The 25,920-nt window shown below is 44.3% G+C and carries 27 protein-coding genes, 1 riboswitch and 1 other annotated feature; of the genes, 20 read left to right on the forward strand and 7 right to left on the reverse strand.

The window, feature by feature from the left end; translation table 11 throughout:
- Positions 1-44 precede the first annotated feature (44 nt).
- Positions 45-212, reverse strand: coding sequence for a hypothetical protein (locus tag R7Z78_RS04315; RefSeq protein ID WP_005378215.1), 168 nt, complete (start codon positions 210-212; stop codon positions 45-47).
- A gap of 509 nt (positions 213-721) precedes the next feature.
- On the opposite strand from R7Z78_RS04315, the gene htpX reads away from it, so the two are divergent.
- The 9 genes from htpX (at position 722) to R7Z78_RS04360 (ending at position 7,940) form a co-directional block, all read left to right on the forward strand.
- On the forward strand, positions 722-1,591 hold the full coding sequence (gene htpX, locus R7Z78_RS04320) for a protease HtpX (RefSeq protein WP_005388085.1): 870 nt from the start codon (positions 722-724) through the stop codon (positions 1,589-1,591).
- Positions 1,592-1,800: 209 nt separating this feature from the next.
- A complete protein-coding gene (locus tag R7Z78_RS04325) occupies positions 1,801-2,220 on the forward strand; it encodes a nuclear transport factor 2 family protein (protein ID WP_005378211.1) in 420 nt (139 codons plus the stop codon).
- Entirely contained in the window at positions 2,217-2,942 is a 726-nt protein-coding gene (locus R7Z78_RS04330) for an SDR family oxidoreductase (RefSeq protein ID WP_033905083.1), read from the forward strand. Before R7Z78_RS04325 ends, R7Z78_RS04330 begins: the two co-directional genes overlap by 4 nt.
- A gap of 12 nt (positions 2,943-2,954) precedes the next feature.
- Positions 2,955-4,265 carry an NAD(P)/FAD-dependent oxidoreductase gene (locus tag R7Z78_RS04335; RefSeq protein WP_104975215.1) on the forward strand — a complete coding sequence of 437 codons (1,311 nt, stop codon included), beginning with the start codon at positions 2,955-2,957 and terminating at the stop codon, positions 4,263-4,265.
- A 1-nt stretch (position 4,266) separates the two neighbouring features.
- Positions 4,267-5,085, forward strand: coding sequence for a DUF1365 domain-containing protein (locus R7Z78_RS04340; protein WP_169644475.1), 819 nt, complete (start codon positions 4,267-4,269; stop codon positions 5,083-5,085).
- The gene (locus R7Z78_RS04345; protein ID WP_025766883.1) at positions 5,079-6,335 is read left to right on the forward strand and encodes an SAM-dependent methyltransferase; all 1,257 of its coding nucleotides are present in this window, start codon (positions 5,079-5,081) and stop codon (positions 6,333-6,335) included. The genes R7Z78_RS04340 and R7Z78_RS04345 overlap by 7 nt, the downstream gene beginning before the upstream one ends.
- Before the next feature lie 6 nt (positions 6,336-6,341).
- Positions 6,342-6,854 carry a DUF2878 domain-containing protein gene (locus tag R7Z78_RS04350; protein ID WP_104975216.1) on the forward strand — a complete coding sequence of 171 codons (513 nt, stop codon included), beginning with the start codon at positions 6,342-6,344 and terminating at the stop codon, positions 6,852-6,854.
- A complete protein-coding gene (locus R7Z78_RS04355; protein WP_104975217.1) occupies positions 6,814-7,407 on the forward strand; it encodes a chalcone isomerase family protein in 594 nt (197 codons plus the stop codon). Before R7Z78_RS04350 ends, R7Z78_RS04355 begins: the two co-directional genes overlap by 41 nt.
- A complete protein-coding gene (locus R7Z78_RS04360) occupies positions 7,407-7,940 on the forward strand; it encodes a DUF3833 domain-containing protein (protein ID WP_104975218.1) in 534 nt (177 codons plus the stop codon). Before R7Z78_RS04355 ends, R7Z78_RS04360 begins: the two co-directional genes overlap by 1 nt.
- Before the next feature lie 133 nt (positions 7,941-8,073).
- Here R7Z78_RS04360 and purB read toward each other — a convergent pair whose 3' ends face one another.
- From purB to mnmA, 3 genes are all read right to left on the reverse strand, one after another.
- Positions 8,074-9,444, reverse strand: a complete 1,371-nt coding sequence (purB, locus tag R7Z78_RS04365; RefSeq protein ID WP_005378198.1) for an adenylosuccinate lyase — start codon at positions 9,442-9,444, stop codon at positions 8,074-8,076.
- 153 nt (positions 9,445-9,597) lie between these two features.
- Entirely contained in the window at positions 9,598-10,215 is a 618-nt protein-coding gene (hflD, locus tag R7Z78_RS04370) for a high frequency lysogenization protein HflD (RefSeq protein WP_005378194.1), read from the reverse strand.
- A 10-nt stretch (positions 10,216-10,225) separates the two neighbouring features.
- The gene (mnmA, locus tag R7Z78_RS04375; protein ID WP_005378192.1) at positions 10,226-11,350 is read right to left on the reverse strand and encodes a tRNA 2-thiouridine(34) synthase MnmA; all 1,125 of its coding nucleotides are present in this window, start codon (positions 11,348-11,350) and stop codon (positions 10,226-10,228) included.
- Positions 11,351-11,538: 188 nt separating this feature from the next.
- Here mnmA and R7Z78_RS04380 point away from each other — a divergent pair, with 188 nt between their 5' ends.
- Both R7Z78_RS04380 and R7Z78_RS04385 read left to right on the forward strand, forming a co-directional pair.
- Positions 11,539-11,808: a hypothetical protein gene (locus R7Z78_RS04380; protein WP_005378190.1), complete on the forward strand. Its 270-nt coding sequence runs from the start codon at positions 11,539-11,541 to the stop codon at positions 11,806-11,808.
- A gap of 117 nt (positions 11,809-11,925) precedes the next feature.
- The gene (locus R7Z78_RS04385) at positions 11,926-13,230 is read left to right on the forward strand and encodes an inosine/guanosine kinase (protein ID WP_025766879.1); all 1,305 of its coding nucleotides are present in this window, start codon (positions 11,926-11,928) and stop codon (positions 13,228-13,230) included.
- 127 nt (positions 13,231-13,357) lie between these two features.
- Here the strand turns inward: R7Z78_RS04385 and R7Z78_RS04390 are convergent, their stop codons facing one another.
- Positions 13,358-13,765, reverse strand: a complete 408-nt coding sequence (locus R7Z78_RS04390) for an H-NS family nucleoid-associated regulatory protein (RefSeq protein WP_005378185.1) — start codon at positions 13,763-13,765, stop codon at positions 13,358-13,360.
- A 582-nt stretch (positions 13,766-14,347) separates the two neighbouring features.
- A riboswitch (Lysine riboswitch) is annotated at positions 14,348-14,530 on the forward strand.
- A gap of 109 nt (positions 14,531-14,639) precedes the next feature.
- Between R7Z78_RS04390 and tet(35) the strand changes: the two genes are divergently transcribed.
- The 9 genes from tet(35) to hisIE all read left to right on the forward strand — a co-directional run bounded on the left by tet(35) (position 14,640) and on the right by hisIE (position 23,781).
- Complete coding sequence (tet(35), locus tag R7Z78_RS04395) at positions 14,640-16,241, forward strand: tetracycline efflux Na+/H+ antiporter family transporter Tet(35) (protein WP_053307447.1); 1,602 nt, start codon at positions 14,640-14,642, stop codon at positions 16,239-16,241.
- A 180-nt stretch (positions 16,242-16,421) separates the two neighbouring features.
- Positions 16,422-16,559: a sequence feature (His leader region), on the forward strand.
- Positions 16,560-16,612: 53 nt separating this feature from the next.
- Complete coding sequence (gene hisG, locus R7Z78_RS04400; RefSeq protein WP_005378180.1) at positions 16,613-17,509, forward strand: ATP phosphoribosyltransferase; 897 nt, start codon at positions 16,613-16,615, stop codon at positions 17,507-17,509.
- Between the two features lie 5 nt (positions 17,510-17,514).
- Positions 17,515-18,807, forward strand: a complete 1,293-nt coding sequence (hisD, locus tag R7Z78_RS04405) for a histidinol dehydrogenase (RefSeq protein ID WP_104975219.1) — start codon at positions 17,515-17,517, stop codon at positions 18,805-18,807.
- Between the two features lie 12 nt (positions 18,808-18,819).
- Positions 18,820-19,860 carry a histidinol-phosphate transaminase gene (hisC, locus tag R7Z78_RS04410; protein ID WP_017634689.1) on the forward strand — a complete coding sequence of 347 codons (1,041 nt, stop codon included), beginning with the start codon at positions 18,820-18,822 and terminating at the stop codon, positions 19,858-19,860.
- Positions 19,861-19,929: 69 nt separating this feature from the next.
- A complete protein-coding gene (gene hisB, locus R7Z78_RS04415) occupies positions 19,930-21,003 on the forward strand; it encodes a bifunctional histidinol-phosphatase/imidazoleglycerol-phosphate dehydratase HisB (protein WP_005389832.1) in 1,074 nt (357 codons plus the stop codon).
- Positions 21,004-21,029: 26 nt separating this feature from the next.
- Complete coding sequence (hisH, locus tag R7Z78_RS04420; RefSeq protein ID WP_005389830.1) at positions 21,030-21,644, forward strand: imidazole glycerol phosphate synthase subunit HisH; 615 nt, start codon at positions 21,030-21,032, stop codon at positions 21,642-21,644.
- A gap of 12 nt (positions 21,645-21,656) precedes the next feature.
- Complete coding sequence (hisA, locus tag R7Z78_RS04425) at positions 21,657-22,394, forward strand: 1-(5-phosphoribosyl)-5-[(5-phosphoribosylamino)methylideneamino]imidazole-4-carboxamide isomerase (RefSeq protein ID WP_104975220.1); 738 nt, start codon at positions 21,657-21,659, stop codon at positions 22,392-22,394.
- A complete protein-coding gene (gene hisF, locus R7Z78_RS04430) occupies positions 22,376-23,149 on the forward strand; it encodes an imidazole glycerol phosphate synthase subunit HisF (protein WP_104975221.1) in 774 nt (257 codons plus the stop codon). Before hisA ends, hisF begins: the two co-directional genes overlap by 19 nt.
- Positions 23,146-23,781 carry a bifunctional phosphoribosyl-AMP cyclohydrolase/phosphoribosyl-ATP diphosphatase HisIE gene (hisIE, locus tag R7Z78_RS04435; protein ID WP_017821718.1) on the forward strand — a complete coding sequence of 212 codons (636 nt, stop codon included), beginning with the start codon at positions 23,146-23,148 and terminating at the stop codon, positions 23,779-23,781. The genes hisF and hisIE overlap by 4 nt, the downstream gene beginning before the upstream one ends.
- 279 nt (positions 23,782-24,060) lie before the next feature.
- Here the strand turns inward: hisIE and R7Z78_RS04440 are convergent, their stop codons facing one another.
- The gene (locus tag R7Z78_RS04440) at positions 24,061-24,576 is read right to left on the reverse strand and encodes a YchJ family protein (protein ID WP_104975222.1); all 516 of its coding nucleotides are present in this window, start codon (positions 24,574-24,576) and stop codon (positions 24,061-24,063) included.
- A gap of 80 nt (positions 24,577-24,656) precedes the next feature.
- Complete coding sequence (locus R7Z78_RS04445; protein ID WP_104975223.1) at positions 24,657-25,871, reverse strand: EAL and HDOD domain-containing protein; 1,215 nt, start codon at positions 25,869-25,871, stop codon at positions 24,657-24,659.
- Between the last annotated feature and the right edge of the window lie 49 nt (positions 25,872-25,920).

The raw sequence follows: 25,920 nt of genomic DNA on the forward strand, positions 1-25,920 counted from the left end.
GCGCAATGCAGCCCTTTCTTGTTGGTGTAACCTAAAAAGTCAGATTACTTATCTTGGCTGAGCCCCATCAATGCTTGTTGTGTTTCTGCAACACGCTGAGACATATGATGATCGGTTGAAATACCAAGTTGTTGCTTTGCCTCGTCCTCTGAGATGCCTAGGTGACAACGCAGTAAATCAATAGCCATCTGATAGTCGTTAGTTTCTACCATGGTTTTTCCCTCAATACATGGAGTTTTTGAGCTCACCCAATGCACTTTTTGCAATGTACTTAGAGTGGCTCTGTTTTGTTCATCTCATTCGAATTTAGCATGTCCATGTAGCCGCACAATAAGACCAAAGTCTATAGCAGAGCTAACGTACTGTTTTTGGTCTATTAAAAAATTTCTAGCTAAGTTGCTAAGAGGTGATAGATTTAACACCAAGATCATCTATCAATAGATGATGGGTAGCTCAGAGCTTATTTTATCATTTTGATAAATGTATATGAACGGAGGTTCCAGCTCCTACCAAAGCATGTTTTGAAATCGCTTGAATCAAATATTTCAGTCCCGAAAACAAATGTTGCAATTTATTGCTTAACCTTGTTTTTATCGCGGATAGACTATATCTATAACGCACGGAACATGAAAATCAACGGAATTGGCTTTTATAGCGATTACCATTTGTTCCTTATAACAATCCGTTTTAAAAAAACGATAAGCTTCCTCGGAGAAAAGTAATGAAGCGAATTATGTTATTCCTAGCAACTAACCTAGCTGTCGTGCTAGTGCTTAGTGTTGTTCTGAATATTGTTTACGCTGTAACTGGAATGCAACCAGGCAGTCTGTCAGGTTTACTTGTAATGGCTGCTGTATTTGGTTTTGGTGGCGCATTTATTTCGTTGATGATGTCAAAGGGTATGGCGCTACGCTCGGTTGGTGGTATGGTCATTGAAAGCCCGCGCAACGAAACGGAGCATTGGTTAGTCGAAACTGTGGGTCGTCAAGCTCAACAAGTGGGTATTGGTATGCCAACGGTGGCTATTTATGATTCACCAGACATCAATGCATTTGCGACAGGTGCAAAACGAGATGACTCTCTTGTCGCAGTTTCTACCGGTCTTTTACACAATATGACTCGTGATGAGGCAGAGGCAGTACTTGCACACGAAGTGAGCCATATTGCAAATGGTGATATGGTCACGATGACGTTGATGCAAGGTGTCGTGAACACGTTTGTTATCTTCCTATCACGCTTTATTGCCAATATCGTGGCATCGAACGATGATGAAGAAGGCCAAGGTACAAACATGATGGTTTACTTTGGCGTATCCATGGTGCTTGAACTGGTATTTGGTTTCCTAGCTAGCTTCTTGACTATGTGGTACAGCCGTCATCGCGAATTCCACGCGGACGCAGGTGCTGCGCGCCTCGTTGGCAAAGAAAAAATGATTGCGGCTCTAGAGCGTTTGAAGGTGAGTCATGAATCTCAACTGGATGGCACCATGATGGCGTTTGGTATCAATGGCAAGCAGTCGCTGACTGAGCTACTAATGAGCCACCCTCCGCTAGATAAACGTATTGCAGCGTTGCGAGGCCAGCAATACTAACTGTGTCTACTTAAATAATTGTTAATTTGCTGAAAAGGCTTGGTTTTGACCAAGCCTTTTTTTTCGCCGATTGATCGCGTGCGAACTTCATCACGTACTACTTACAGAAATAAAGTTATACAAAATTATTTTTGTACAACTTTGGTGGAATGAACTATCTTGTACATATAATAATTTTGTACAACTTAATGGGCGTGTAGGAGTAAAAAATGGACATACAGTCTGTTGGCAATATCTATCAAAAGCTCAACAAAGCGAACTTACATCTGCTTAAGGATATATATCACCAAGATGTAGTATTTGAGGACGCAGCGCATCGTTTAGAAGGATGGCCAGCACTTTCGGATTATTTCACCTCATTATATGCCAACGTCATCAGTTGTGATTTTGTAATCCATGAGCATCAACAAGTCGGAGATACAGGCTTTCTAACTTGGACAATGGACCTTCAGCATCCCAAACTTCAGAAGGGTGCGCCTATTCTCGTCAATGGTGTTTCGCACCTCAAATTTAGCGAAGGTCAGGTCATTTATCACCGAGACTATTTTGATCTCGGAGAGATGCTCTATGAGCATTTACCTTTACTTGGTTCAGTCGTTAAAACCATCAAGCAGAGGTTAGGACAATGAACAACACCATCTTAATCACAGGCGCTACCTCCGGAATAGGAAGACAGCTTGCCCTAGATTACGCGAACTCAGAATGGAATGTGATTGCTTGTGGTCGGAATCAAGATGTTCTTGCAGAATTGGAGGCAGTTTCCTCCAAAATTCATACATTGCAGTTTGATGTGACAAATTATGAGGAAACTCAGCAGGCGCTGTCTAATTTGCCCTTTACGCCAAACACATGGGTTTTTAACGCAGGCGATTGTGAGTACATGGATGAGGGAGTGGTCGACGCGAAACTCATGGCGCGTGTGATGAACGTAAATGTTGTCGGTGTTGCTAACTGCGTCGAAGGCTGCCAAGTGCATTTAGAGAGAGGGCACCGCATTGTTATTGTTGGCTCTATCGCATCAGAAGTGGCACTGCCTCGTGCTGAAGCTTACGGCGCATCCAAAGCGGCAGTCAGTTATTTTGCACGCACGCTCGCCGTCGACTTGAAAAAGAAAGGGATCAATGTGGTAACGGTGTTTCCTGGTTTTGTTGAAACGCCGTTGACTGACAAAAACGACTTCGAAATGCCAATGATCATTTCTACTCAGCAAGCGTCGGACTCTATCAGGAAGCAGTTAGCCGCCAACAAGACCTATATCTATTTCCCAGCGAGATTTACCAGTATTTTACGTTTTATCTCGTTACTTCCATACAGTTGGCAAGCTCGCCTAACTGCTAAACTCGTAGCATAAGAAGGAATAAGAATGAAAACAGCAGGAAGAAAGAAGATAGCAATTGTGGGAACGGGAATCTCTGGCCTTACTTGTGGTTATTACTTGCATAAAGAACATGATGTAACGCTGTTTGAAGCGAACGATTACATCGGTGGCCATACTGCAACCGTTGATGTGAGCCTTGATGGTAAAGAATACGCGATAGATACTGGGTTCATCGTCTATAACGACCGTACGTACCCTAATTTCATTAAAATGATGAGCGAGATTGGCGTTGAAGGTCTGCCGACTCAAATGAGCTTCAGTGTCAGAAACGATGGGAACGGACTAGAGTACAACGGCCACACAGTGTCGACATTGTTCGCTCAAAAACGCAACTGGGCAAACCCTAAATTTTATCGATTTATCTTCGAGATACTTCGTTTCAATAAACTTGCCAAGCGCTTCGCTAGCGAGCAATCCTCGCACTCTCAGACGTTAGGTGAGTTCCTTGATGAACACAAATTCAGTGCTTTCTTTACCGATAACTACATATTACCGATGGGTGCTGCGATTTGGTCGTCGACTTTAGCTGACATGCGCGCATTCCCTCTTATGTTCTTCTTACGTTTCTTCCTCAACCACGGTCTGCTAGATGTGACTAACCGGCCACAATGGTATGTGATTAAAGGTGGTTCACGATCATACATTCCACCATTGACCAAAGGCTTTGCCGAGAGTATTCGTCTTAATAGTCCTGTCGAAAAAGTGGTTCGCAACGAAAAAGGGGTTGGCGTTCAAGTTCGCGGAGAAACGCATTGGTTTGATGACGTTATCTTTGCTTGTCACAGTGATCAAGCAATGAGAATGCTAGAGGATATCAGCCCAATTGAGCAGGAAATCTTGGGGGGTATGACATACCAAGCAAATGAAGTTGTTCTTCATACCGACTCTGCCGTACTACCAAAACGTAAGGCAGCATGGGCATCATGGAACTACCTATTGGAAGGCAGTGAAGAGGAACAGCAACGCCTCCCTTCGCTCACTTATAACATGAACATTCTTCAGCATATTCAATCAGAACATACGTTTTGTGTAACGTTGAACAGTACTGAGCAAATTAACTCAAATAAAGTCTTGCGTTCGTTCACTTATCATCATCCAGTATTCACCACTGAGTCTATTGCAGCGCAGCAGCGCAAAGATGAGATACAGGGCAAACAAAGTACCTGGTTCTGCGGCGCTTATTGGTACAACGGTTTTCATGAAGATGGCGTGCGTAGCGCGCTTGATGTTGTGAAAGAACTAGAAGAAAAGTACCGCGAACAAAATGTGGTTCCTTTCGAAAAAGGCGCAGCGTGATATGGATAGCCAAATGAACAGCCGATTGTTTATAGGCAACGTTCGTCACCGTCGATTCACGCCGGTGAATCATGAGTTGAACTACTCTTTATTTATGCCCGCCATTGATGTAGACGAGATCGATGCTTTAGAGAAAAAAGTATGGGGTTTTGGTTCGCGTTGGTGGCATTGGGCTCGCTTCAAGCGCAGTGATTACATTGGTGAAGGTAGCGTCAAGTCGGCAGTGCACAGCAAAATTGAAGAACTGACAGGTGTTCGCTGTACCGGCAAGGTAATCGCAGTCTGTCACTTGCGTTATCTAGGACTTTATTTCAGTCCCGTTAATTTCTACTACGTTTATAACGCGGAAGGAGAATGGAAGTATCTCCTCGCAGAGGTGAGTAACACTCCTTGGAATGAACGACATTACTACGTGGTGTCAGCAGATAAAGAAGAAGAAAAGTTTGGTTGGGAACAAGTTAAAGCATTCCATGTTTCACCATTCAACCCGATTGACCAACTCTACCGCTGGAGAATTAAACCTTTGACAGACAAGTTGAATATTCATCTTGAATGTCACAAAGGAGAGAAACACTTTGATGCCACCATGGTTATGAAAGCCAAGCCACTTTCAAGCAAAACCTTATTGAGGTGTTTGATCGTTACACCAATACAAACGGTAAAAGTAATGGTTGGTATTTATTGGCACGCATTAAAACTTTGGGTGAAAGGCGCACCTTTTTATTCTCATCCTAAATATTCAACGCATGAAGAAATAGAAGCCGATAATGAAAAAACAGACAAAAAAAATAAAAAGCACAAGGAGAATTCTGCATGTTAAATACTAGTTCTATGACATTGCCGCGTAAATTGACGACAACGCAAAAAGCGGCTCGCGGAGTTATTTTTCAATGTCTGCAAAAAATGGAAATCGGCTGCTTAACAGTTATTGAAAGTTTTAAGACGGAAACGACAGAGCGAAGCGAGCGTTTTAGTGCGCCAAATGGGGAGTACAGTGGTCAACCTGTTGTCGCTACTATAGAGGTAAAACATCCAGGCTTTTATTCACGGATCTTGCAGGGCGGCAGTATTGCTGCTGGTGAGGCTTATATGGATGGGTGGTGGGATAGCCCCGATTTAACCTCATTAATGAAACTGATGGCCCTTAACATGCGTGCTCTAGATAAACTCGAAGAGCAAGGCAGTTGGTTGACTAAAATACTGTACAAGTTCAGCCATTGGTCAAACAGAAACTCTGAAGAGAACTCACGTAAAAATATCCATGCGCATTACGACTTGGGTAACAACCTATACGAAGCGTTCCTTGACACCAATATGCTGTACTCGTCGGCGCTTTACAATCATGCGGACGACTCTCTAGAGCAGGCTCAAATCAACAAAATGGATCGTCTATGTCAGCAACTTGAGCTGAAATCTACCGATCATGTTGTTGAAATTGGCACTGGGTGGGGCGCTATGGCGATTTACATGGCTGAACAATACGGTTGTCAGGTCACCACAACAACGATATCTGAAGAGCAACACGCGTACGCGGAGCAAAAAATCAAAGAGCGTGGCTTAGAAGACAAAATCACTCTACTCAAAGAAGATTACCGAAACCTAACCGGCACTTATGACAAGCTCGTTTCTATTGAAATGATTGAAGCTGTGGGCAAACAATTCCTGCCTTCGTACATTAAGGTCTGTGAGTCTTTATTGAAGTCTGGTGGCTTGATGGCGATTCAAGCGATTACGATTGCCGATCAGCGTTACGATTACTACAGTAACAACGTCGACTTTATCCAAAAGTACATTTTCCCGGGTGGTTTTTTACCGTCGGTAACCTCACTAACCCAAGCAACAACAAAGTACAGTGACTTAGTGACGCGAGACTTGTTCGATATTGGTTTGGACTACGCCAAGACGCTGAACGAATGGCACCTTCGTTTTAATCGAGCAGAGAATGAAGTGCGCTCGTTTGGCTACGACGATCGCTTTGTGCGTATGTGGCGCTACTATTTGAGCTACTGTGAAGGGGGCTTTTTGGCTCGCACGATCAGTGCAGTTCACATGACGTTTCAACGCCCGTAGTTCGTTATGAAGGTATTTCTTGCTTCGACATGGTTCCAACTCTGCTGGTTTGCAGCGGTGCTTGGAACCTATCAATGGCAATGGGTGACGTTATTCCTTACTTTGGCAACCCTACTATATTGTTTGAAAACTGACGCATCTTCGCTCAAAAGTATTGGTGTGATCGTCACGAGCGGGCTCGTGCTTGATACATTAAATCAGCAATTTTCAATTTTCATGTTTGCCACTCAATGGTTACCCCTTTGGCTTTTGTGCCTTTGGGTTCTGTTCGCCTGGTATGCCTATCAACTCAAGTCAATTTTGTACCGTTTCCCAAAAACCTACGTATCAATAGTAGGCGGTATGGGAGGAACAGCGAGCTACTTTGCTGGCTATAAACTCCAAGCCGTTGAATTTGGATTCAGCACTGGCGCTACACTGGCAATGTTGTTTGTCGAATGGTGCGTCATGATGCTCTTGATACTCAAGGTTTACGGAAATGAAAAGCTTGAAGAGAGACTTAACTCAGAGACTGACTAGGCTGCTTGCGTTGGGAATAGTAATTGGCTCTTTTGCTCTGCAAGCTCAACCTGTTGGAAATAGCGAAGCCGCAAGCAACATTGCGAATTGGAAGGGATGGAAAACTGTTGGAGAAGCCCAACTTACTTGGTTCATCTTCGATATTTATCACTCAAGATTAAAAGCGCCTGATGGAAAGTTCATCGTAAGCGATGACGTATCGCCACATCCCCTTGCGTTGGAAATTAATTACAAGAGAGACATCAGTAAGCAACAGCTGCTTGATGTGACGGATGAGCAGTGGGCGAAATTGGGTTTTACTGACTCATATCGAAAAGCTTGGATCAGCGAGCTCGATCGTATGTTTCCTGATATTCAAAAAGGTGACGAGCTTACTTATCTAACAGATGGAAAATCTGGTCAGCTTTTTTATAAGCAGGTTGGGGACGTGCAAGTAAAGAACGTTGGCATCATTGAAGACGAACGAATGAACGATGCATTTTTAGCTATATGGTTATCACCCAACACAGAATTTCCGAAACTCCGAAAACAATTGATAGGGCAGGTTAGATAGTGCTTAAACGAATTTTTAAATCAGCGACTTTAGTGGCAGCTGTTTTTCTTTCGGCATGTTCCGCAGACATTGATAATTACCGCTCTTCTACACCGACTTTTGACGTATTCGGTTATTTCGAAGGCGACATAAAGGCGTGGGGGATGGTGCAAGATTATACCGAACAGCAAACCCGTCGCTTTGAAGTCGATATAGTGGGTACTGTAGAAGGTGATACGCTGACGCTAGTGGAAGACTTCGCGTTTGATGACGGAGAGGTGGACCAGCGAATTTGGGTTATCACTAGATTAGAAGACGGTAGTTATGAAGGTAAGGCAGACGATATTATAGGTGTAGCAACAGGGGAAGAGCAGGGCAATGCGCTACAGTGGCAATATGACTTTGAGCTACAAATGGAGGATTCATCAGTGACGGTTGCTTTTGATGATTGGCTTTACCGTCAGGATGACAGACACGTTTTCAATCTAACGAAAATAAAAAAGTTTGGTGTGGAAGTAGGAACAATAACCTTGTTCTTCCAAAAGCAGCCATAACAAATGGGGCAGATCTTCAATTAATAATCCATGCCATATAACTAAAATTGTTTTCTCCCGACCTAACTCTCCTAACTAAAAAAGGTTGACGCTTTCGCGTCAACCTTTTAGGTATCTGGTCGTTACAGGAGGATTACAGCTTATCTGTCAGCTCGATTGCTTGACCGATATAGTTCGCTGGCGTCATCTCTTTCAGACGTGCTTTCTCGTGCTCAGGAAGCTCAAGACCGTCGATGAAGTTACGCATTGCTTCGCCGTCTACACGCTTACCACGAGTTAGCTCTTTCAGCTTCTCGTATGGCTTCTCGATGCCGTAACGACGCATAACTGTTTGTACTGGCTCAGCTAGTACTTCCCAGTTCTTGTCTAGTTCAGCAAGAAGCGCTTCACGGTTTACTTCTAGCTTGCTGATGCCTTTAAGCGTAGAAGTGTAAGCGATGATTGCGTAGCCAACACCAACACCAAGGTTACGTAGAACCGTTGAGTCAGTTAGGTCACGTTGCCAACGAGAGATAGGCAGTTTCTGTGCTAGGTGGCCGAATACAGCGTTCGCAAGACCTAGGTTACCTTCTGAGTTTTCAAAGTCGATTGGGTTAACTTTGTGAGGCATTGTTGAAGAACCGATCTCACCAGCAATAGTTTTTTGCTTGAAGTGGCCTAGTGCAATGTAACCCCAAACGTCGCGGTCGAAGTCAATCAGGATAGTGTTGAAACGAGCGATAGCGTCGAACAGCTCAGCGATGTAATCGTGCGGTTCGATTTGAGTTGTGTAAGGGTTCCAAGTTACGCCTAGAGACTCTGTGATGAACTCTTCAGAGAACTTGTGCCAATCTAGCTCTGGGTAAGCAGAAAGGTGTGCGTTGTAGTTACCTACTGCACCGTTGATTTTCGCTAGGATCTCAACGTTTTCGATTTGCTTGAATTGACGCTCCATACGGTACGCCACGTTTGCCATTTCTTTACCCATAGTAGATGGAGAAGCAGGCTGACCGTGTGTACGAGATAGAAGAGGAATGTCGCGGTATTCCACTGCTAGTGCTTTGATAGCGTCGATTAGGTTACGGATTTCTGGAAGAATCACGTTCTCACGCGCTTCTTTAAGCATTAGAGCGTGTGATGTGTTGTTGATGTCTTCAGAAGTACATGCGAAGTGGAAGAACTCGTTTACTGCGTGCAGTTCAGGAACGTCTGCTACTTTCTCTTTTAGGAAGTACTCAACCGCTTTTACGTCGTGGTTAGTTGTACGCTCGATCTCTTTGATACGGCGTGCATCTTCTTCAGAGAAGTTTGCAGCAAGGTCGTCTAGGAATTGGTTTGCTTCTGCGCTAAACGCTGGCACTTCTGCAATTTCAGCAGTAGCAGCAAGCTTTTGTAGCCAGCGGATTTCAACGATAGTACGGTACTTTAGTAGACCGTATTCACTGAAAATTTCGCGTAACGCAATTGTCTTGCTTCCGTAACGGCCGTCTACTGGTGAAACAGCAGTCAATGCTGACAGTTCCATGATGTTCTCCTGAATTGGGTTTCTAAATTTCGTGAGCTTTATACCAATAACTGTGGCAATTGTCACGAATATTGCGCAAACGTTTGCGCGAGATTTGTTTTAGTCGAAAAAAATGAGCTCGCGATAAACGCGAGCTGCTTATTTGATATTTTACTACAGACGAGCAAGAAGGATTTGTGCTTGCTCTACCATCTTCTTGCGCCCGAAGATTAGGTGGCGACGCTTACCACCAACTTGACGCCAAAGAACTGCACTACGAATGCCAGATAACAACAGCGCACGAACTTTGTGTTGGCTTGCCGTCTGCTGCAGTACAGATGGCGTGCCCGTTACTTGAATGCGTGGGCCAATAGGGCTAACGACATCCAGATAGATGCTCGCTAAATTGCTGATCATTTGATCGTCTAGTAGCTCAAAGTGCTCTGACTGACGCTTGGCCATTTGAATACGATCACCAAGCTGAGACATAGCATCGTTACGAGAGCTTAACTTACGTTCTAACGCCATTAAACTAATAATGTAACGAGTAATTTCACTGCCTGATGGTGTGCTATCAATCCCTTTAACCAAGCATTCTAGGCCGAGCTTTAGATCGGCTTCGCGACCGAATACGCCAACTGTGTTAGCAGGGTTCGTGCTCAAAATAGCGTTGATTGATGTTTCAAAAGCATCTTGATCACAATGTCCGTTTCTCGCTACCTGTTGAACTAAAGCAACAGCTTGGCAAATCCCAGCGAAAGCGATAGTACGGTCATAAAGTGTATTCGCCACGTAACGACTCCTAAGCTTGAGAATATTTAATGCGTTGCTCGATGATGCCGCCACCTAGGCACACGTCACCTTTGTAGAACACTGCTGATTGACCTGGAGTTACAGCAATTTGTGGCTCGTCAAAGATAACTTTAATGTTTTCATCATCGATAGGGATGATTGTACAAGGAATATCTTCCTGACGGTAACGAGTTTTCACTGTGCACTTCATAACATCGCGAATTGGCTCACGATCTACCCAGTGAAGTTGTGATGCAAGTAGACCTTCTGATTTTAACATTGGATGGTCTTTACCTTGAACGGCAATCAAAACGTTACGTTCTAGATCTTTCTCACCAACGAACCATGGGTCCTCGTTACCACCACCGCCTTTACGGCCACCGATGTGTAGACCTTTACGCTGACCAAGCGTGTGGTACATCAGGCCTTGATGTTGACCAATCACTTCGCCTTCAGGTGTTTCGATGTTGCCTGGTTGAGCTGGAAGGTAGCGACCTAGGAATTCTGTAAACTTGCGTTCGCCGATGAAACAAATACCCGTAGAGTCTTTCTTCTTCGCCGTGATTAGATCTTGCTCTTCCGCGATGCGGCGTACTTCTGGCTTCTCTAGGTCACCAACAGGGAATAGGCTACGTGCGATTTGCTCGTTGCTTAATGTGTACAGGAAGTAGCTTTGATCTTTGTTGCCATCTAGACCACGCAGCATCTGTGGTTTTTCACCATTTTCTGGGAAAGAGCGACGCACATAGTGGCCCATTGCAATGTAATCAGCATCAAGTACTTCATCAGCGAATTCTAGGAATGCTTTGAACTTGATTTCTTTGTTACAAAGAATGTCAGGGTTCGGAGTACGGCCAGCTTTGTATTCAGCAAGGAAGTACTCAAATACGTTATCCCAGTATTCGGCAGCAAAGTTGATAGTGTGTAGGTGGATGCCTAGCTTGTCACATACTGCCTGAGCGTCAGCAAGATCTTCTGCCGCTGTACAATATTCTTCGTTGTCATCTTCTTCCCAGTTCTTCATGAAAAGGCCTTCTACTTGGTAGCCTTGCTGCTTTAGAAGATACGCGGAAACAGATGAATCAACGCCGCCGGACATACCGACGATGACTTTCTTTTGGCTGTTATCAGACATTACTAAACACCACTTAAATAAACGGGATGCAGATTCTATCAGAATCCACAGACCGGTGACAGATCCGAGATCGAAATCACAATTCGTTTCGCTGGATTTTTCTTCAACAAAGATTCGAACGAGTAATTTCGCAAGTATAGAAGAGGTATATATGGCATAGTTGGCCAAAATCCAAGAGGAAACACCAAATGACAGAAGAAAACCAATTTATGCAAGAAAGTGAGTTGATTGAAATTGTTGAAAATCAGCTCGAAGATGGCAACCCGCTTAAAGTAAAAGAAACCCTTATGCGTTTAATGATGACTGGCACACCACGTGAAGATGCGGTTGCGATGATGGCATGTGCGATGTCAATTGAGATTTTTGATGTAATGAAGAATGAAGGTGAGTTCAACCTAAAGCGTTATAGCGAGCACCTTGAGCAACTACCAGATCTCAGCTTTATGGAAGGTGAATAAGCCACCTAAAAGAAAAAAGTAGTCAGCAAACGTTTGCTATAATCGCTTTTATTGCTGCTTTATTATTAGCGGTATAGAATCCGCTCTCCTTTTCATCCCCTTACTCAGACTGACAATATGAAATTTCCTGGACAACGCAAATCGAAGCACTATTTTCCTGTTCATGCTCGTGACCCGCTGGTGAGCCAAGCACAAGAAAGCAAGAAGATGACGCGCACTCACATCATTGGTATTGACCAAACCTTGGTTGATATTGAAGCAAAAGTTACAACGGATGTGATTGAAAAGTACGGTCTGAGTAAAGGTCACTCTTTGGTTATTGATGACGAAAGAGCAGAAGAGTTGTACCAGCAACTTAAAGAAGAGAACTTAATTACCAATGAGTATGCGGGTGGCACAATTGGTAACACGCTACACAACTACTCTGTGCTAGCAGATGATCGCTCTACGCTGCTTGGAGTGATGAGCCAGGATATCAAAATTGGCAGCTATGGCTACCGTTACCTTTGTAATACATCAAGCCGCATGGACTTGAACTATCTACAAGGTGTTGATGGCGCTATCGGTCGTTGTTTCGCTCTTATTACAGAAGACGGTGAACGTACTTTTGCGATCAGTGAAGGGCAAATGAACCAACTGCATCCTGATAGCATTCCAGAAAAAATCTTTAAAAATGCATCGGCGCTTGTACTAACGTCATATTTAGTACGTTGTAAAGAAGGCGACCCAATGCCTGAAGCAACAATGAAAGCGATTGAGTACGCGAAAAAGAATGATGTACCTGTTGTTCTGACTCTTGGGACGAAGTTCGTTATTCAAGATGACCCGAAATATTGGCAAGAATTCATTCGAGATAACGTTTCAGTCGTTGCGATGAATGAAGATGAAGCAGAAGCTCTGACGGGTGAGTCAGACCCACTTGCTGCATCTGATAAAACACTGGAGTGGGCAGATCTAGTATTGTGCACCGCGGGGCCTGTAGGCCTATTTATGGCGGGTTATACGGAAGATAGCGCGAAGCGCGAAACTTCTTTGCCATTACTTCCAGGGTCAATTGCTGAATTTAATCGTTATGAATTCAGTCGTCCGGCGAAAAAAGACTCATGCGAGACGCCAATAAAAGTGTACTCGCATATCTCGCCATATATGGGTGGCCCAGAAAAAATTAAGAATACAAATGGCGCAGGTGATGCCGCGTTATCTGCTGTTCTTCATGATATGGCAGCAAATAAATACCATAAAGAAAATGTGCCTAATTCAAGCAAGCACAGTAACGAGTATTTAACTTACTCTTCTTTTTCTCAAGTCTGCAAATACGCAAACCGCGCGAGCTACGAAGTTCTCGTGCAACATTCACCACGATTGTCGCGCGGACTTCCTGAGCGAGAAGATAGCCTAGAAGAAGCATACTGGGAACGTTAATACGAAGCGGTTTAATTAACTATTCTGTAACTAAAGTAAAAGGCGCATTAAGAAATGTGCCTTTTTTATTTGTAATGGTTTAAATAAAAAAGGCTCCCTATGGGAGCCTTTTAAAAATAGCACGGATCTAGATTAGGAACTCATCCAGAGATTTACCTGCATCAAGTTGCTCTTGAATCGCCGAAGGTGTACGACCTTGGCCAGTCCAAGTTTTCTCATTACCGTTTGAATCTGTGTATTTGTATTTAGCAGGGCGAGGTGCGCGCTTCGCTTTGCCTTTCGTCTTAGTTTCGCCAGATAGCGCAGTAATAAGTGCTTCTACGTCAATACCGTCTTGAGCGATTTTCTCAGCAATCTCTGCAAGCTTAGCTTCTTGCTCTGCTTGTGCTGCGCGTTCTGCTTCTTCTGCTTCACGACGCTCATCTACGACAGTAGTGAGTTTATCTAGAGCTTCTTCCAATTGTTCTAGAGTCAGCTCACGAGAAAATGCACGAAGGCTACGGATATTTAGAAGGGTTTTAGTCAGCTCTGACATAACGATTCCTATTAAAAGGTTAATGTGTTGGGCACTTTTTATCGTTACGATTAAATAATGCCAATCTATAAATAAACAAAGAGTCCTTATATTTAACTTTATCTTTTCCTTATGTGCAAATGCTAAATCAAGATTTTGTTTAAATTTGACTATTTTTTAAAGCAATTAATATTATTACACTCGAAATAAATCATTATTAGATGAGAACTAAAATCAACAATCATTATTGTATAGAGAGAGTGACAGCTTGGTTTTTTATAAAAAAATTTGAGTTATTACTTAAAAATATGAAGCATCCATCTTTAATGGTGTGTCATATATCCTTAATTTATTGATATAAGATAAACCATGATATTTCTAAGGTAGTAATAATGTTTCATAAATAACATGATTGATGTGATTTCAGTTGCACAAAACTTATGGAAGTAGGCAAGGTTTATAAATTATCTCAGTCATTATTTATTTGTTTAATTTAGTTTGATGTGTTGCATTGACTCTCATCATAAGTACAATGGCTGCCACCTGATGCAATATTGCAGACAATTTGTTGTTAATTTGTACAGTTAGTGGTTAATTGTTTGTTGTTGCCGTAGAGGCGCGGTCTCGAAGAGTAGCTATTATTGGGGTGATGCCAATGAATAATAGTGGAAGGCGAAGATTGCCGAAGTAAGTAACTCATCAAAGTTACTTGCTGGGGTTGTATCTGAAAGGAACAACACTGCCATAGTATATATTCACATTAAACTATGGAGCGCTACTGTAGGGTTGGGTGGAGTGTTCGCTTCCCTGTCGCTAAGTTCAACATGAGCACGTATCGTATGCTACGTGACTTGTCTGCAGTAGATCTCTAGCCAAACTTTGGTTTTTGAAGATCATGAATTTAATAGATTTTTCTAGTTCTCCTGTTTCATTATTGCCACCTATTGTCGCTTTGACTTTGGCGATTTTGACTCGACGTGTATTAGTTTCCTTGGGTGTAGGTATCGTGCTAGGTGCGGTGCTACTTAATAGCTGGTCTATCAGCGACACCGCAGGTTACGTCAGTTCTCAAGTTTCTTCTGTCTTTATTGAAGATGGCGGAATTAACACTTGGAACATGAGCATTGTTGGTTTCCTAATCTTATTAGGTATGACAACAGCTTTATTAACGCTATCTGGCGGTACTCGTGCTTTTGCTGAATGGGCACAATCTCGAGTGAAGAGTAAACGCGGCTCCAAACTTCTTGCCGCCTTTTTAGGCGTATTCATTTTTGTCGATGATTACTTTAATAGCCTTGCTGTTGGTGCGATCTCTCGCCCAGTAACCGATCGCTTTTATGTGTCTCGCGCTAAGCTTGCGTACATTCTAGACTCAACCGCTGCTCCAATGTGTGTAATTATGCCTGCTTCTAGCTGGGGTGCTTACATTATTACTATTATTGGCGGGATCTTAGTCTCACATGGGATCACAGAGTATTCGGCTCTTGGCGCATATGTTCGTCTTATTCCAATGAACTTCTACGCCGTTTTTGCGCTGCTAATGGTGTTCGCTGTTGCGTGGTTTGGTCTTGATATTGGTAAAATGCGTGAGCATGAGATCTCTGCATCGCAAGGTCGTGGCTTTGATAAAGACAAAGAAAATGACTCGCAAGAAGCGCATGACCTAAACGAAGAGCTAGATATCCGTGAAAGTGAAAAGGGTAAAGTGTCAGATTTGATACTTCCTATCGTGACGCTGATTATCGCGACTATCGCTTCAATGCTTTACACGGGTGGCCAAGCATTGGCTGCTGATGGTAAGGAGTTTGCGCTTCTTGGTGCTTTTGAAAATACAGATGTAGGTACATCACTAATCTACGGTAGCTTGCTTGGCTTAGCAGTTGCACTGTTTACTGTTGTGAAGCAAGGTCTACCAATGGCTGAGATCGCACGTACACTTTGGATTGGTGCTAAGTCTATGTTTGGTGCGATTCTAATCTTAGTATTTGCCTGGACCATTGGTTCTGTTATCGGTGATATGAAGACTGGTACTTACCTTTCGACAATGGCGCAGGGCAACATTAACCCGCACTGGCTACCAGTTATCCTATTCTTGTTGTCTGGCCTGATGGCGTTCTCAACAGGTACTTCATGGGGTACGTTCGGCATCATGCTACCAATCGCGGGTGATATGGCTGGCGCAACAGATGTAGCGCTAATGCTACCGATGCTAAGTGCGGTTCTTGCTGGTGCTGTATTCGGTGACCACTGTTCGCCAATCTCAGATACGACGATCTTGTCATCGACGGGTGCACGTTGTAACCATATCGATCACGTATCAACACAGTTACCTTATGCATTATCAGTCGCGCTTGTTTCATGCGTGGGCTTTATTGCTCTTGGTATGACAGCTTCAATTGCGTTCTCTTTCATCGCAGCGTCGATTACATTCGTTATCGTTTGCGCGATTTTGTCATGGCTTTCAAAGTCAAAAATGGCATCTTGCCAGAGTGCGTAATTCACTGATTTAAAAGGTGAAATTGTAGGAGGCTTCGGCCTCCTTTTTTATTTGTATTATACAATTCGAATTTTTTTAAAATTAAGGGTTGAAAAAAGTAATCAGCTTGGTTAGTGTGGTTGGTAACAAAGCAAATGAGAAGAGCCTTGAAATAAGTATGCGTAATTTTGTAATGAACATTCATCACCATCATCACCCAATCTAGTCTTTCGGGCGATGTACGCATACCCGGGAGGCAGGAAACTCCCGGAGGTAAAATCAAAGTAAAAGCAGATTTTAAACCCTCGGGAGACTTCAATCTCCCGAGGGTTTTTTAGTTTTATTAGTTTGAAAAATACTTAGATATCAAAATCTTGCATAGGGACAAAGCAATGCAAACACAACGTTTAAGAATCGCAATTCAGAAAAAAGGTCGTCTTAGCAAAGAGAGTCAAGCTCTACTAAAACAGTGCGGCGTAAAGTTCAACGTAATGGGCGAGCGTTTAGTTGTCCATTCTGAAAATATGCCAATTGATTTACTCTTGGTTCGTGACGACGACATCCCAGGTTTAATTATGGATGGCGTGGTTGACCTTGGCTTTATTGGCGAAAATGAACTAGAAGAAGTTCGCCTTGACCGCAAAGCATTAGGTGAACCCTGCGAGTTTGTTCAGCTTCGTCGACTTGATTTTGGTGGCTGTCGTTTATCTATCGCAATCGACAAGGACGAAGAGTACAACGGTCCACAAGACTTAGCTGGCAAGCGTATTGCTACAACGTATCCTCAACTTCTAAAAGCGTACATGGATGAAGCCGGCGTTCCATTCTCTACATGTATGCTGACAGGCTCTGTAGAAGTTGCCCCTCGCGCGGGTCTCGCTGATGCTATCGCTGATTTGGTTTCTACAGGTGCAACACTGGAAGCGAACGGCCTTAAAGAAGCTGAAATTATCTTTAAATCAAAAGCGACATTGATTCAACGCACAGGTGAGTTCGACGCAGACAAAGTGGCGCTAATCGAAAAGCTGTTAACTCGCATGCAAGGCGTGCAGCAAGCGAAAGAATCTAAGTACATTATGCTTCACGCCCCAGCAGAGAAGTTAGATCAAATTAAAGCACTACTGCCAGGTGCTGAAGACCCAACTGTTCTTCCTCTTTCTGCAGATAAGCAGAAAATGGCTGTTCACTTAGTGAGTTCTGAAAACCTATTCTGGGAAACAATGGAACAGCTGAAAGAGTTGGGCGCAAGTTCAATTCTCGTTCTACCAATTGAAAAAATGATGGAGTAAGCATCATGAGAACAGTCGTTTGGCAATCATTAAGTGAGAATCAGCAAGACTCTATTTTGGAGCGCCCTGCTATTGCAGAAGGTGCCAATATCACCACTGCTGTGGCCGAAGTTATTGCTAAAGTTCGAGAAGAAGGTGACTCTGCTCTTATTGAGCTGACAGAAAAGTTTGACCGTGTTAAGCCTGAATCCATTCGTGTTTCTTCTCAGGAAATTAAGGCAGCGTCAGAGCGTTTGTCAGAGTCAATGAAGAGCGCACTAGAGCAAGCTTACGCCAATATTTCTAAGTTCCACAAAGCGCAAAAGCCGCAACCGCTCAAGGTGGAAACGCAGCCAGGTGTTCTTTGTGAACAAGTAACACGTCCAATTCAAAAAGTGGGTTTGTACATTCCTGGTGGCAGTGCGCCTTTGCCATCGACTGTTTTGATGCTCGGCGTTCCTGCAAAAATTGCAGGTTGTCGTAAAGTCGTTCTTTGTTCTCCACCGCCAATCGCTGATGAGATCCTTTATGTCGCGAAGCTGTGTGGCATTGATGAAGTGTACAACGTCGGTGGTGGCCAAGCAGTTGCTGCAATGGCTTATGGCACCGAGACTGTATCGAAAGTAGATAAGATCTTTGGTCCGGGCAACGCTTACGTGACCGAAGCAAAACGACAGGTTAGCAATGATTTCCGCGGTGCTGCGATTGATATGCCAGCAGGGCCATCAGAAGTTCTTGTGATTGCCGATGAAACCGCAGATGCAGACTTTATCGCTGCGGATCTTTTGAGCCAAGCGGAACACGGTCCTGATTCTCAAGTGGTACTTGTGACTTCTTCTCCTGTGATTGCTGATCAAGTGACGGATGCGGTTCAACGTCAGCTTAAGGAGCTATCTCGTGAAGACATCGCAGAAAAGGCTCTGGCATCAAGCTTGATCATTATTTCCGAGTCGATGACGCAGTCAGTTTCTATTTCCAATTACTACGGTCCTGAGCACTTGATTGTTCAGACTAAGAACCCTCGTGAGCTTCTACCTCTACTTGATAATGCAGGCTCTATCTTCCTTGGGGATTGGTCGCCTGAATCTGCGGGAGATTACGCATCGGGGACTAACCACGTCCTTCCTACTTACGGTTACACACGTACTTATTCAAGCTTAGGTTTGGCGGACTTTTCGAAACGTATGACGGTTCAAGAGCTGTCTGCTGATGGTCTAAAGAACCTTGCACCAACGGTGGTCACCATGGCGGAAGCAGAAGGTCTGGATGCACACAAACGTGCAGTGACCATTCGCGTAGAAAAACTGGCAGCTAAGTAAGAGGATATTGAGATGGAAAAGCTAGCGCGCAAACAAGTCCAACAACTTACCCCTTATATGTCGGCTCGTCGAATTGGTGGTACCGGTGACGTATGGCTAAACGCCAACGAATCACCATTCAATAATGAATACAAAACAGACTTCGCTCGTCTTAATCGTTACAGCGAATGTCAGCCTAAAGAACTGATTTCTGCTTACGCAGCCTATGCGGGTGTGAAACCAGAGCAAACACTAACGTCTCGCGGCGCAGACGAAGGTATTGAGTTATTAATTCGTGCATTCTGTGAGCCGGGTGAAGATGCGATTCTTTACTGCCCACCAACTTACGGCATGTACGCCATCAGTGCAGAAACCATCGGTGTAGAGCGAAAAACCGTGCCGCTAACGTCAGATTGGCAACTAGACCTTGCAGGCATCGAAGCTAATCTGGATAACGTGAAACTGGTTTTTGTATGTTCGCCAAACAACCCAACAGGTAACTTGGTTAAGCGTGAGGACATTGTGTCTCTGCTTGAGATGACAAAAGACCGAGCAATCGTGGTGATGGATGAAGCATACATCGATTTTTGTCCAGAAGCGTCAACGGTAGATTTACTGGCGCAATACCCGAATCTTGCGATTCTGCGTACTCTGTCGAAAGCTTTTGCGCTTGCAGGTCTGCGTTGTGGATTTACGCTTGCGAACGAAGAGCTTATTAATGTACTTCTTAAAGTTATCGCACCTTACCCAGTCCCAGTTCCAGTGGCAGAAATTGCGACTCAGGCGCTTTCGGAAGCGGGTTTAGCACGAGCGAAGTTTCAAGTTCTCGATTTGAATGCAAACCGTGCTTACTTGCAAGTTGGCCTTTCAATGATTCCGGGTTTGGAAGTGTTTGAAGGGTGGGGGAACTACCTATTGGTGAAATTCCCAGATGGCGATGACCTTTTCAAAGCGGCTTGGGATACGGGCATTATTTTGCGTAACTCGCCAATTGAAAACTGTGTGCGTATCAGTGTGGGTAACCGTGACGAGTGCGAAAAAACGCTTGGATTTATCAGAAACTATTACGCATAAATAGAGACAGAATTTATCGCTCTCGCTCAATAGCGGGGGCGCCAAAAGAATAGCAATAAGGAAGTTCGAGTGAGCAAACAACAAAAAATCCTTTTTATTGATCGTGATGGCACCTTAATTGTCGAGCCGCCGATTGATTTTCAAGTAGACCGTTTAGATAAACTAAAACTGGAACCATTTGTTATCCCAAGCCTGTTGTCGTTGCAGGATGCAGGATACCGCCTAGTGATGGTCACGAACCAAGATGGTTTGGGTACAGACAGCTACCCACAAGCTGATTTTGATGCACCGCACAACATGATGATGGAGATCTTTGAGTCTCAAGGTGTGAAGTTCGATGACGTACTGATTTGTCCTCACTTTGATGAAGACAACTGCTCTTGCCGTAAGCCTAAATTGGGCTTGGTAAAAGAGTACCTTCAAGGTGGCAAAGTGGATTTCCAAAACTCTGTTGTGATTGGCGATCGTCAAACCGATCTTCAACTTGCAGAAAACATGGCAATTCGTGGCATTCAATACAACCCAGAAACCATGGGTTGGAAACAGATCCTGAAAGATCTAACGGTGAAGGCTCGCGTTGCTGAAGTGGTTCGCACCACAAAAGAAACAGACATTAAAGTATTCGTTAATCTTGATGAGCAAGGTGGTAACGACATTTCTACAGGTCTTGGCTTCTTTGACCACATGCTGGATCAAATTGCGACGCACGGTGGATTCCAAATGGTGTGCAAAGTGGAAGGTGACCTGCACATTGACGATCACCACACAGTAGAAGATACCGCTCTTGCGTTAGGTCAAGCCTTGAAAGAAGCACTGGGTGACAAACGTGGTATTGGTCGCTTTGGCTTTAGCTTGCCAATGGATGAGTGTTTGGCGCAATGCGCACTAGACCTATCAGGTCGTCCTTACCTTAAGTTCGACGCGCAATTCAGCCGTGAGCAAGTGGGTGATCTTTCAACAGAGATGGTGGTTCACTTCTTCCGCTCTCTGACTGACACATTAGCGTGTACGCTGCACCTGTCTTCAGCGGGCAACAATGATCACCACATCATTGAAAGCTTGTTTAAAGCGTTTGGTCGTACTTTGCGCCAAGCAATCAAAGTAGAAGGCACTGAGCTACCAAGTAGTAAAGGCGTGCTTTAAGGCTAACCTTAGCAAGGAGAAAAACAGTGACAGAACAGAAAGTTGTCATTATCGATACTGGCTGTGCCAACGTCTCTTCGGTGAAGTTTGCTATTGAACGCCTAGGCTATGACGTAACGATTTCAAAAGATCCGCAAGTTGTGTTATCGGCAGATAAGCTATTCCTGCCAGGTGTGGGAACTGCCAGCGAAGCGATGAAGAACCTAGAAGAGCGCGATCTTATCAGCTTGGTAAAACAGGTAGAAAAGCCGCTGTTAGGTATCTGTTTAGGCATGCAACTGCTGGGCAAAGTGTCTCAAGAGAAAGGGCAGAAAGCCGACGAGTTGGTCGAGTGTCTTGGACTTTGTGATGGCGAAGTGAAGCTACTACAAACTGGCGATTTGCCGCTGCCGCATATGGGGTGGAACACGGTCTCTGCAAAAGCAGGTAACCCACTTTTCAAAGGTATTGAAGAAGGAGAGTATTTCTACTTCGTGCACAGCTTTGCGATGCCAGTTGGGGATTACACGATTGCGGAATGTGAATACGGCAACCCGTTCACAGCAGCAGTACAAAGCGGTAACTATTACGGCGTGCAATTCCACCCTGAGCGTTCTTCAAAAGCGGGCGCGAAGCTTATTCAAAACTTCTTAGAATTATAAAAGGGATTTAGTGTGATTATTCCAGCTCTTGATTTAATTGAAGGACAGGTGGTTCGCCTTTATCAAGGTGATTACGGCCAAGTAACCGAGTACAAAGTCGACCCAGCAGAGCAGTTCAACTTGTACCACCAAGCGGGTGCTAACTGGCTGCACTTGGTGGATTTAACTGGCGCGAAAGACACGACAGCGCGCCAGCTTGATTTGATTGCAAAGCTACTAGCAAGTACACCAGCAAACATCCAAATCGGTGGTGGTGTGCGTACAGAGCAAGACGTTATTGATCTGTTAGAAGCCGGTGCTCAGCGTGTTGTTGTTGGTTCTACAGCAGTAAAACAGCCAGAGCTTGTGAAAGGTTGGATGGAAAAATACGGCGCAGAGAAAATCGTTCTCGCGCTAGATATCAACATCGATCAAGACGGCACACGTAAAGTGGCGATCTCTGGTTGGCAAGAAGATTCAGGCGTGACCATCGAAGCTCTAATCAACGATTACCTAACGGTAGGTTTGCAGCAAGTGCTTTGTACGGACATTTCTCGTGACGGTACGCTAGAAGGCTCAAACGTAGAGCTTTACGTTGACCTATGCAAACAGTACCCACAAGTGCAGTTTCAATCTTCAGGTGGCATTGGCTCATTAGCAGATATCGAAGCGCTAAAAGGCAGCGGTGTGGCTGGCGTGATTGTTGGTCGTGCGCTGTTAGATGGTAAGTTCACAGCAGAGGAGGCGTTTGCATGTTGGCAAAGCGAATAATTCCATGTCTTGATGTACGTGATGGACAAGTGGTCAAGGGCGTCCAGTTCCGTAACCATGAAATCATTGGCGACATCGTTCCTCTGGCACAGCGTTATGCGGAAGAGGGCGCTGACGAGCTCGTGTTCTACGATATTACCGCTTCAAGTGATGGTCGTGTCGTCGATAAAAGTTGGGTCGCTCGCGTTGCAGAAGTTATTGATATTCCTTTCTGTGTGGCTGGTGGTATTAAATCAGCGGAAGACGCAGCGCGCATTCTTGAGTTTGGTGCAGACAAAGTGTCTATCAACTCACCTGCATTGGCGAACCCTCAGTTGATTACTGACCTTGCTGATAAGTTTGGTGTGCAATGTATCGTCGTTGGTATCGATTCATACTACGACAAAGAGACGGGCAAGTATCAGGTTTACCAGTTTACTGGTGATGAAGAACGCACCAAAGCGACCCAATGGGAAACGCGTGATTGGGTGCAAGAAGTACAAAAACGCGGCGCTGGTGAAATCGTACTGAACATGATGAACCAAGACGGTGTGCGTAACGGCTACGATATTGAACAACTTAACATGGTGCGCGAAGTATGTAATGTACCGCTGATTGCATCGGGTGGCGCGGGTGCTATGGAGCACTTTGCGGAAGCATACCAAAAAGCCAATGTGGATGGCGCGCTTGCCGCATCGGTATTCCACAAACAAGTCATCAATATTGGTGAACTAAAGCATTATTTGAAACAACAAGGCATTGAGGTACGACTATGAGTGTGAAAGCCGCCGAAGTAAGTTCGCTAGTTGAGCGAATCAACTGGGAAAAGGTGGATGGTCTGGTACCTGCTATCGTACAAGATTTCCAATCAAGCCAAGTGCTGATGATGGGTTATATGAACCAAGATGCGTTGGCAAAAACGGGCGAAACAGGTCAAGTGACGTTTTTCTCTCGTACCAAGCAGCGTCTTTGGACGAAAGGTGAGACTTCTGGCAACGTATTGCAATTGGTGAACATGCAGCTCGATTGCGATAACGATACGCTGCTGGTGAAAGTGAATCCCATTGGTCCTACGTGTCACTTGGGTAACACAACTTGCTGGGATGTGGACCCTCAAGAGGAGTCACAAATGGTGTGGCTTCATCAACTTGAGCAGCTATTGGCTGCCCGCAAGAGTGCCGACCCAGATTCCTCTTATACTGCCAGTCTTTATGCCCGTGGCACCAAGCGTATTTCGCAAAAAGTGGGCGAAGAAGGCGTTGAAGTCGCGCTTGCGGCGACTTCGGGCGATAAGGCGGAGCTAGTGTGTGAATCAGCAGACTTGATTTACCACTTGCTGGTATTGCTTCAAGACCAAGGCTTATCGATGAATGACGTAGTGAACAAACTGAAAGAGCGTCATAAATAAACCTGCTATAAATAAATGAAAGCCCCTATGCTCTCGAGCCTAGGGGTTTTTTTACTTTAGTGTTCTTGATTCGGGGGAAAACCCGGCAACAGTGCTAGTAGCGATTAGACTCTGAATCACACTCGTTCCTCGCTGTTCAGAATGACGGTATATTTTCTAATGGTACTTGCAGTAGAGTTATTTACTTCAAATAGGTACATATATTCACGTCACTCCAACGAACCTAGGCGAAGTCAAGAATCCAATTAAATCGAGCACAATAAGCTAGGTATGGATGCTTTACCCACAACACTTTTTAAACTTTTTACCGCTTCCACAGATACACGGGTCGTTGCGACCTACTTTTAGGCTACTCACTGGTTGGTTTAGGCGAGGATCTTGTTCTGGTTCTTCTTCTCGCTCTTCTTCTGGAAACGTGCCGTCAATGTAGTACCAAAGCCCATTTTCTTTTACAAAGCGGGAACGCTCGGTCATGCAGTAGCGTTTGCCGTCTTCATCAAAATAAGCGCTAAACTCTACAAAGCCTTCATTGTCATTACTGCCAGCTTCTGTTTTTACAACTTCAAGTTTGCACCAATCGCTGTCGATAGATTGGGCAATGCCTTCACGTTGCTCTTCTGCATTACAGCTTGGGTGGTACGTGTTCACCACGTAATCGACTAGACCTAACACATGCGCACTGTAACGAGAGCGCATTAACTGCTCTGGAGTGGTGACGTCAGCGTGGTTATTGTGGGCAATTTCACAACACTGTTGGTAGGTGCGGTTAGATCCGCAAGGGCAAGAAGAAGCCATAAAATGAAATCTCGATTAATTAAGCGGTAAAAACAAACAACCTCACAATTGCGAGGCTGGAGGTGAGGCATTATAGCGATTTAGGGCGTTTGAGACAGCAGTTCTTGAGCCCATTCCGTCGATTGATTAAAAGCGTCTGCTAATTGAGGTTCGGTTAATTTAAGAACGGTGCAATATCGCTCGGCTAACTCCCAGTCCGCTTGTTCATAGGCGATTGTCATCGAAAGTAAGTGACCAAGTACACCTTTTCGACTGGTTAATGCGAGTTTTATATCTTCGTCAACGGGGATATCTTCAATGACATCCGAGAGAGGTTGATCGAGCAAAGATCCGAGTAAAGAAAACATGCCTGTTAAAAAAGCCTGCCCAGGGTCATACCTAGTGTTCATTTGACTAAGTAACAGTTCACACATTCGTGCACGCTGAATCGCTAAAGAGTAAAGAGAGTCAGGTTTATCTTCTTGAACGGACGCAATTGCAACTAAGGAAATAAAGCGTCGTAGTCGCTCTTCACCCAGATAAATAAGCGCCTGTCTGAACGATTTGATCTTAGTCGTTAATGTATATCCTGAATTTACGTAAGTAAGCAGCTTGTATGACAGCGTCACATCAATCGAAAACAGACGTTCAACCTCATTGAAGTCGATGGGCTTATCAGCAATCTCTTTACAAAGTTGGATGACGGTAAGAAACGCGGGGTTCAACCGTTTTTTCTGGATCATCTCAGGTTTGCTAAAAAAATACCCTTGAAAATAGTTAAAACCGGCTTCTAGAGCTTGCTCAAACTCTTCATAGGTCTCTACCTTTTCCGCAAGAAAGTCGATTTTAAATGGGCTCAACGCCTGAATAAAAATGGCAGCTTTCTTGATCGGCACAAGTCTAATATCAAACTTGATCATGGAAATGTATGGAAGAAAACGCTTCCAAGCTTTCGTCGGAACAAAATCATCCAGAGCAATTTTGTATCCGCACTCATGAAGGTGCTTGATGGCTTCTAACAGTTCTTCTGTCGGTTCGCAGTCTTCAAGGACTTCAATGACGAGAGATTCTTTAGGGAACAAAGTTGGGACCAAGTTCACCAAGCTTTGATGCGGAAAGTTAACAAAGCCAAGTTTGTTTCCTAATGTGTTGTAATGCGTCGATAAAAAATGATCGGATAGCAGTCGACTAGTAGCCAGCTCTGGTTCTACTTCAGGGAAGGTATTTTTAGGGCCGTCTCGAAAGAGGAGTTCGTAACCTATGGTTCGTTTTTCTCTATCCAGAATCGGTTGGCGAGCTACGTAAGAATACTTCAATTAGGTACTTCGTTCTGTTTAACTTAGTATTATGATAATAGCGATTTTT

The organism is Vibrio sp. 1167 (genome assembly GCF_033340375.1).
GTDB lineage: Bacteria > Pseudomonadota > Gammaproteobacteria > Enterobacterales > Vibrionaceae > Vibrio > Vibrio alginolyticus.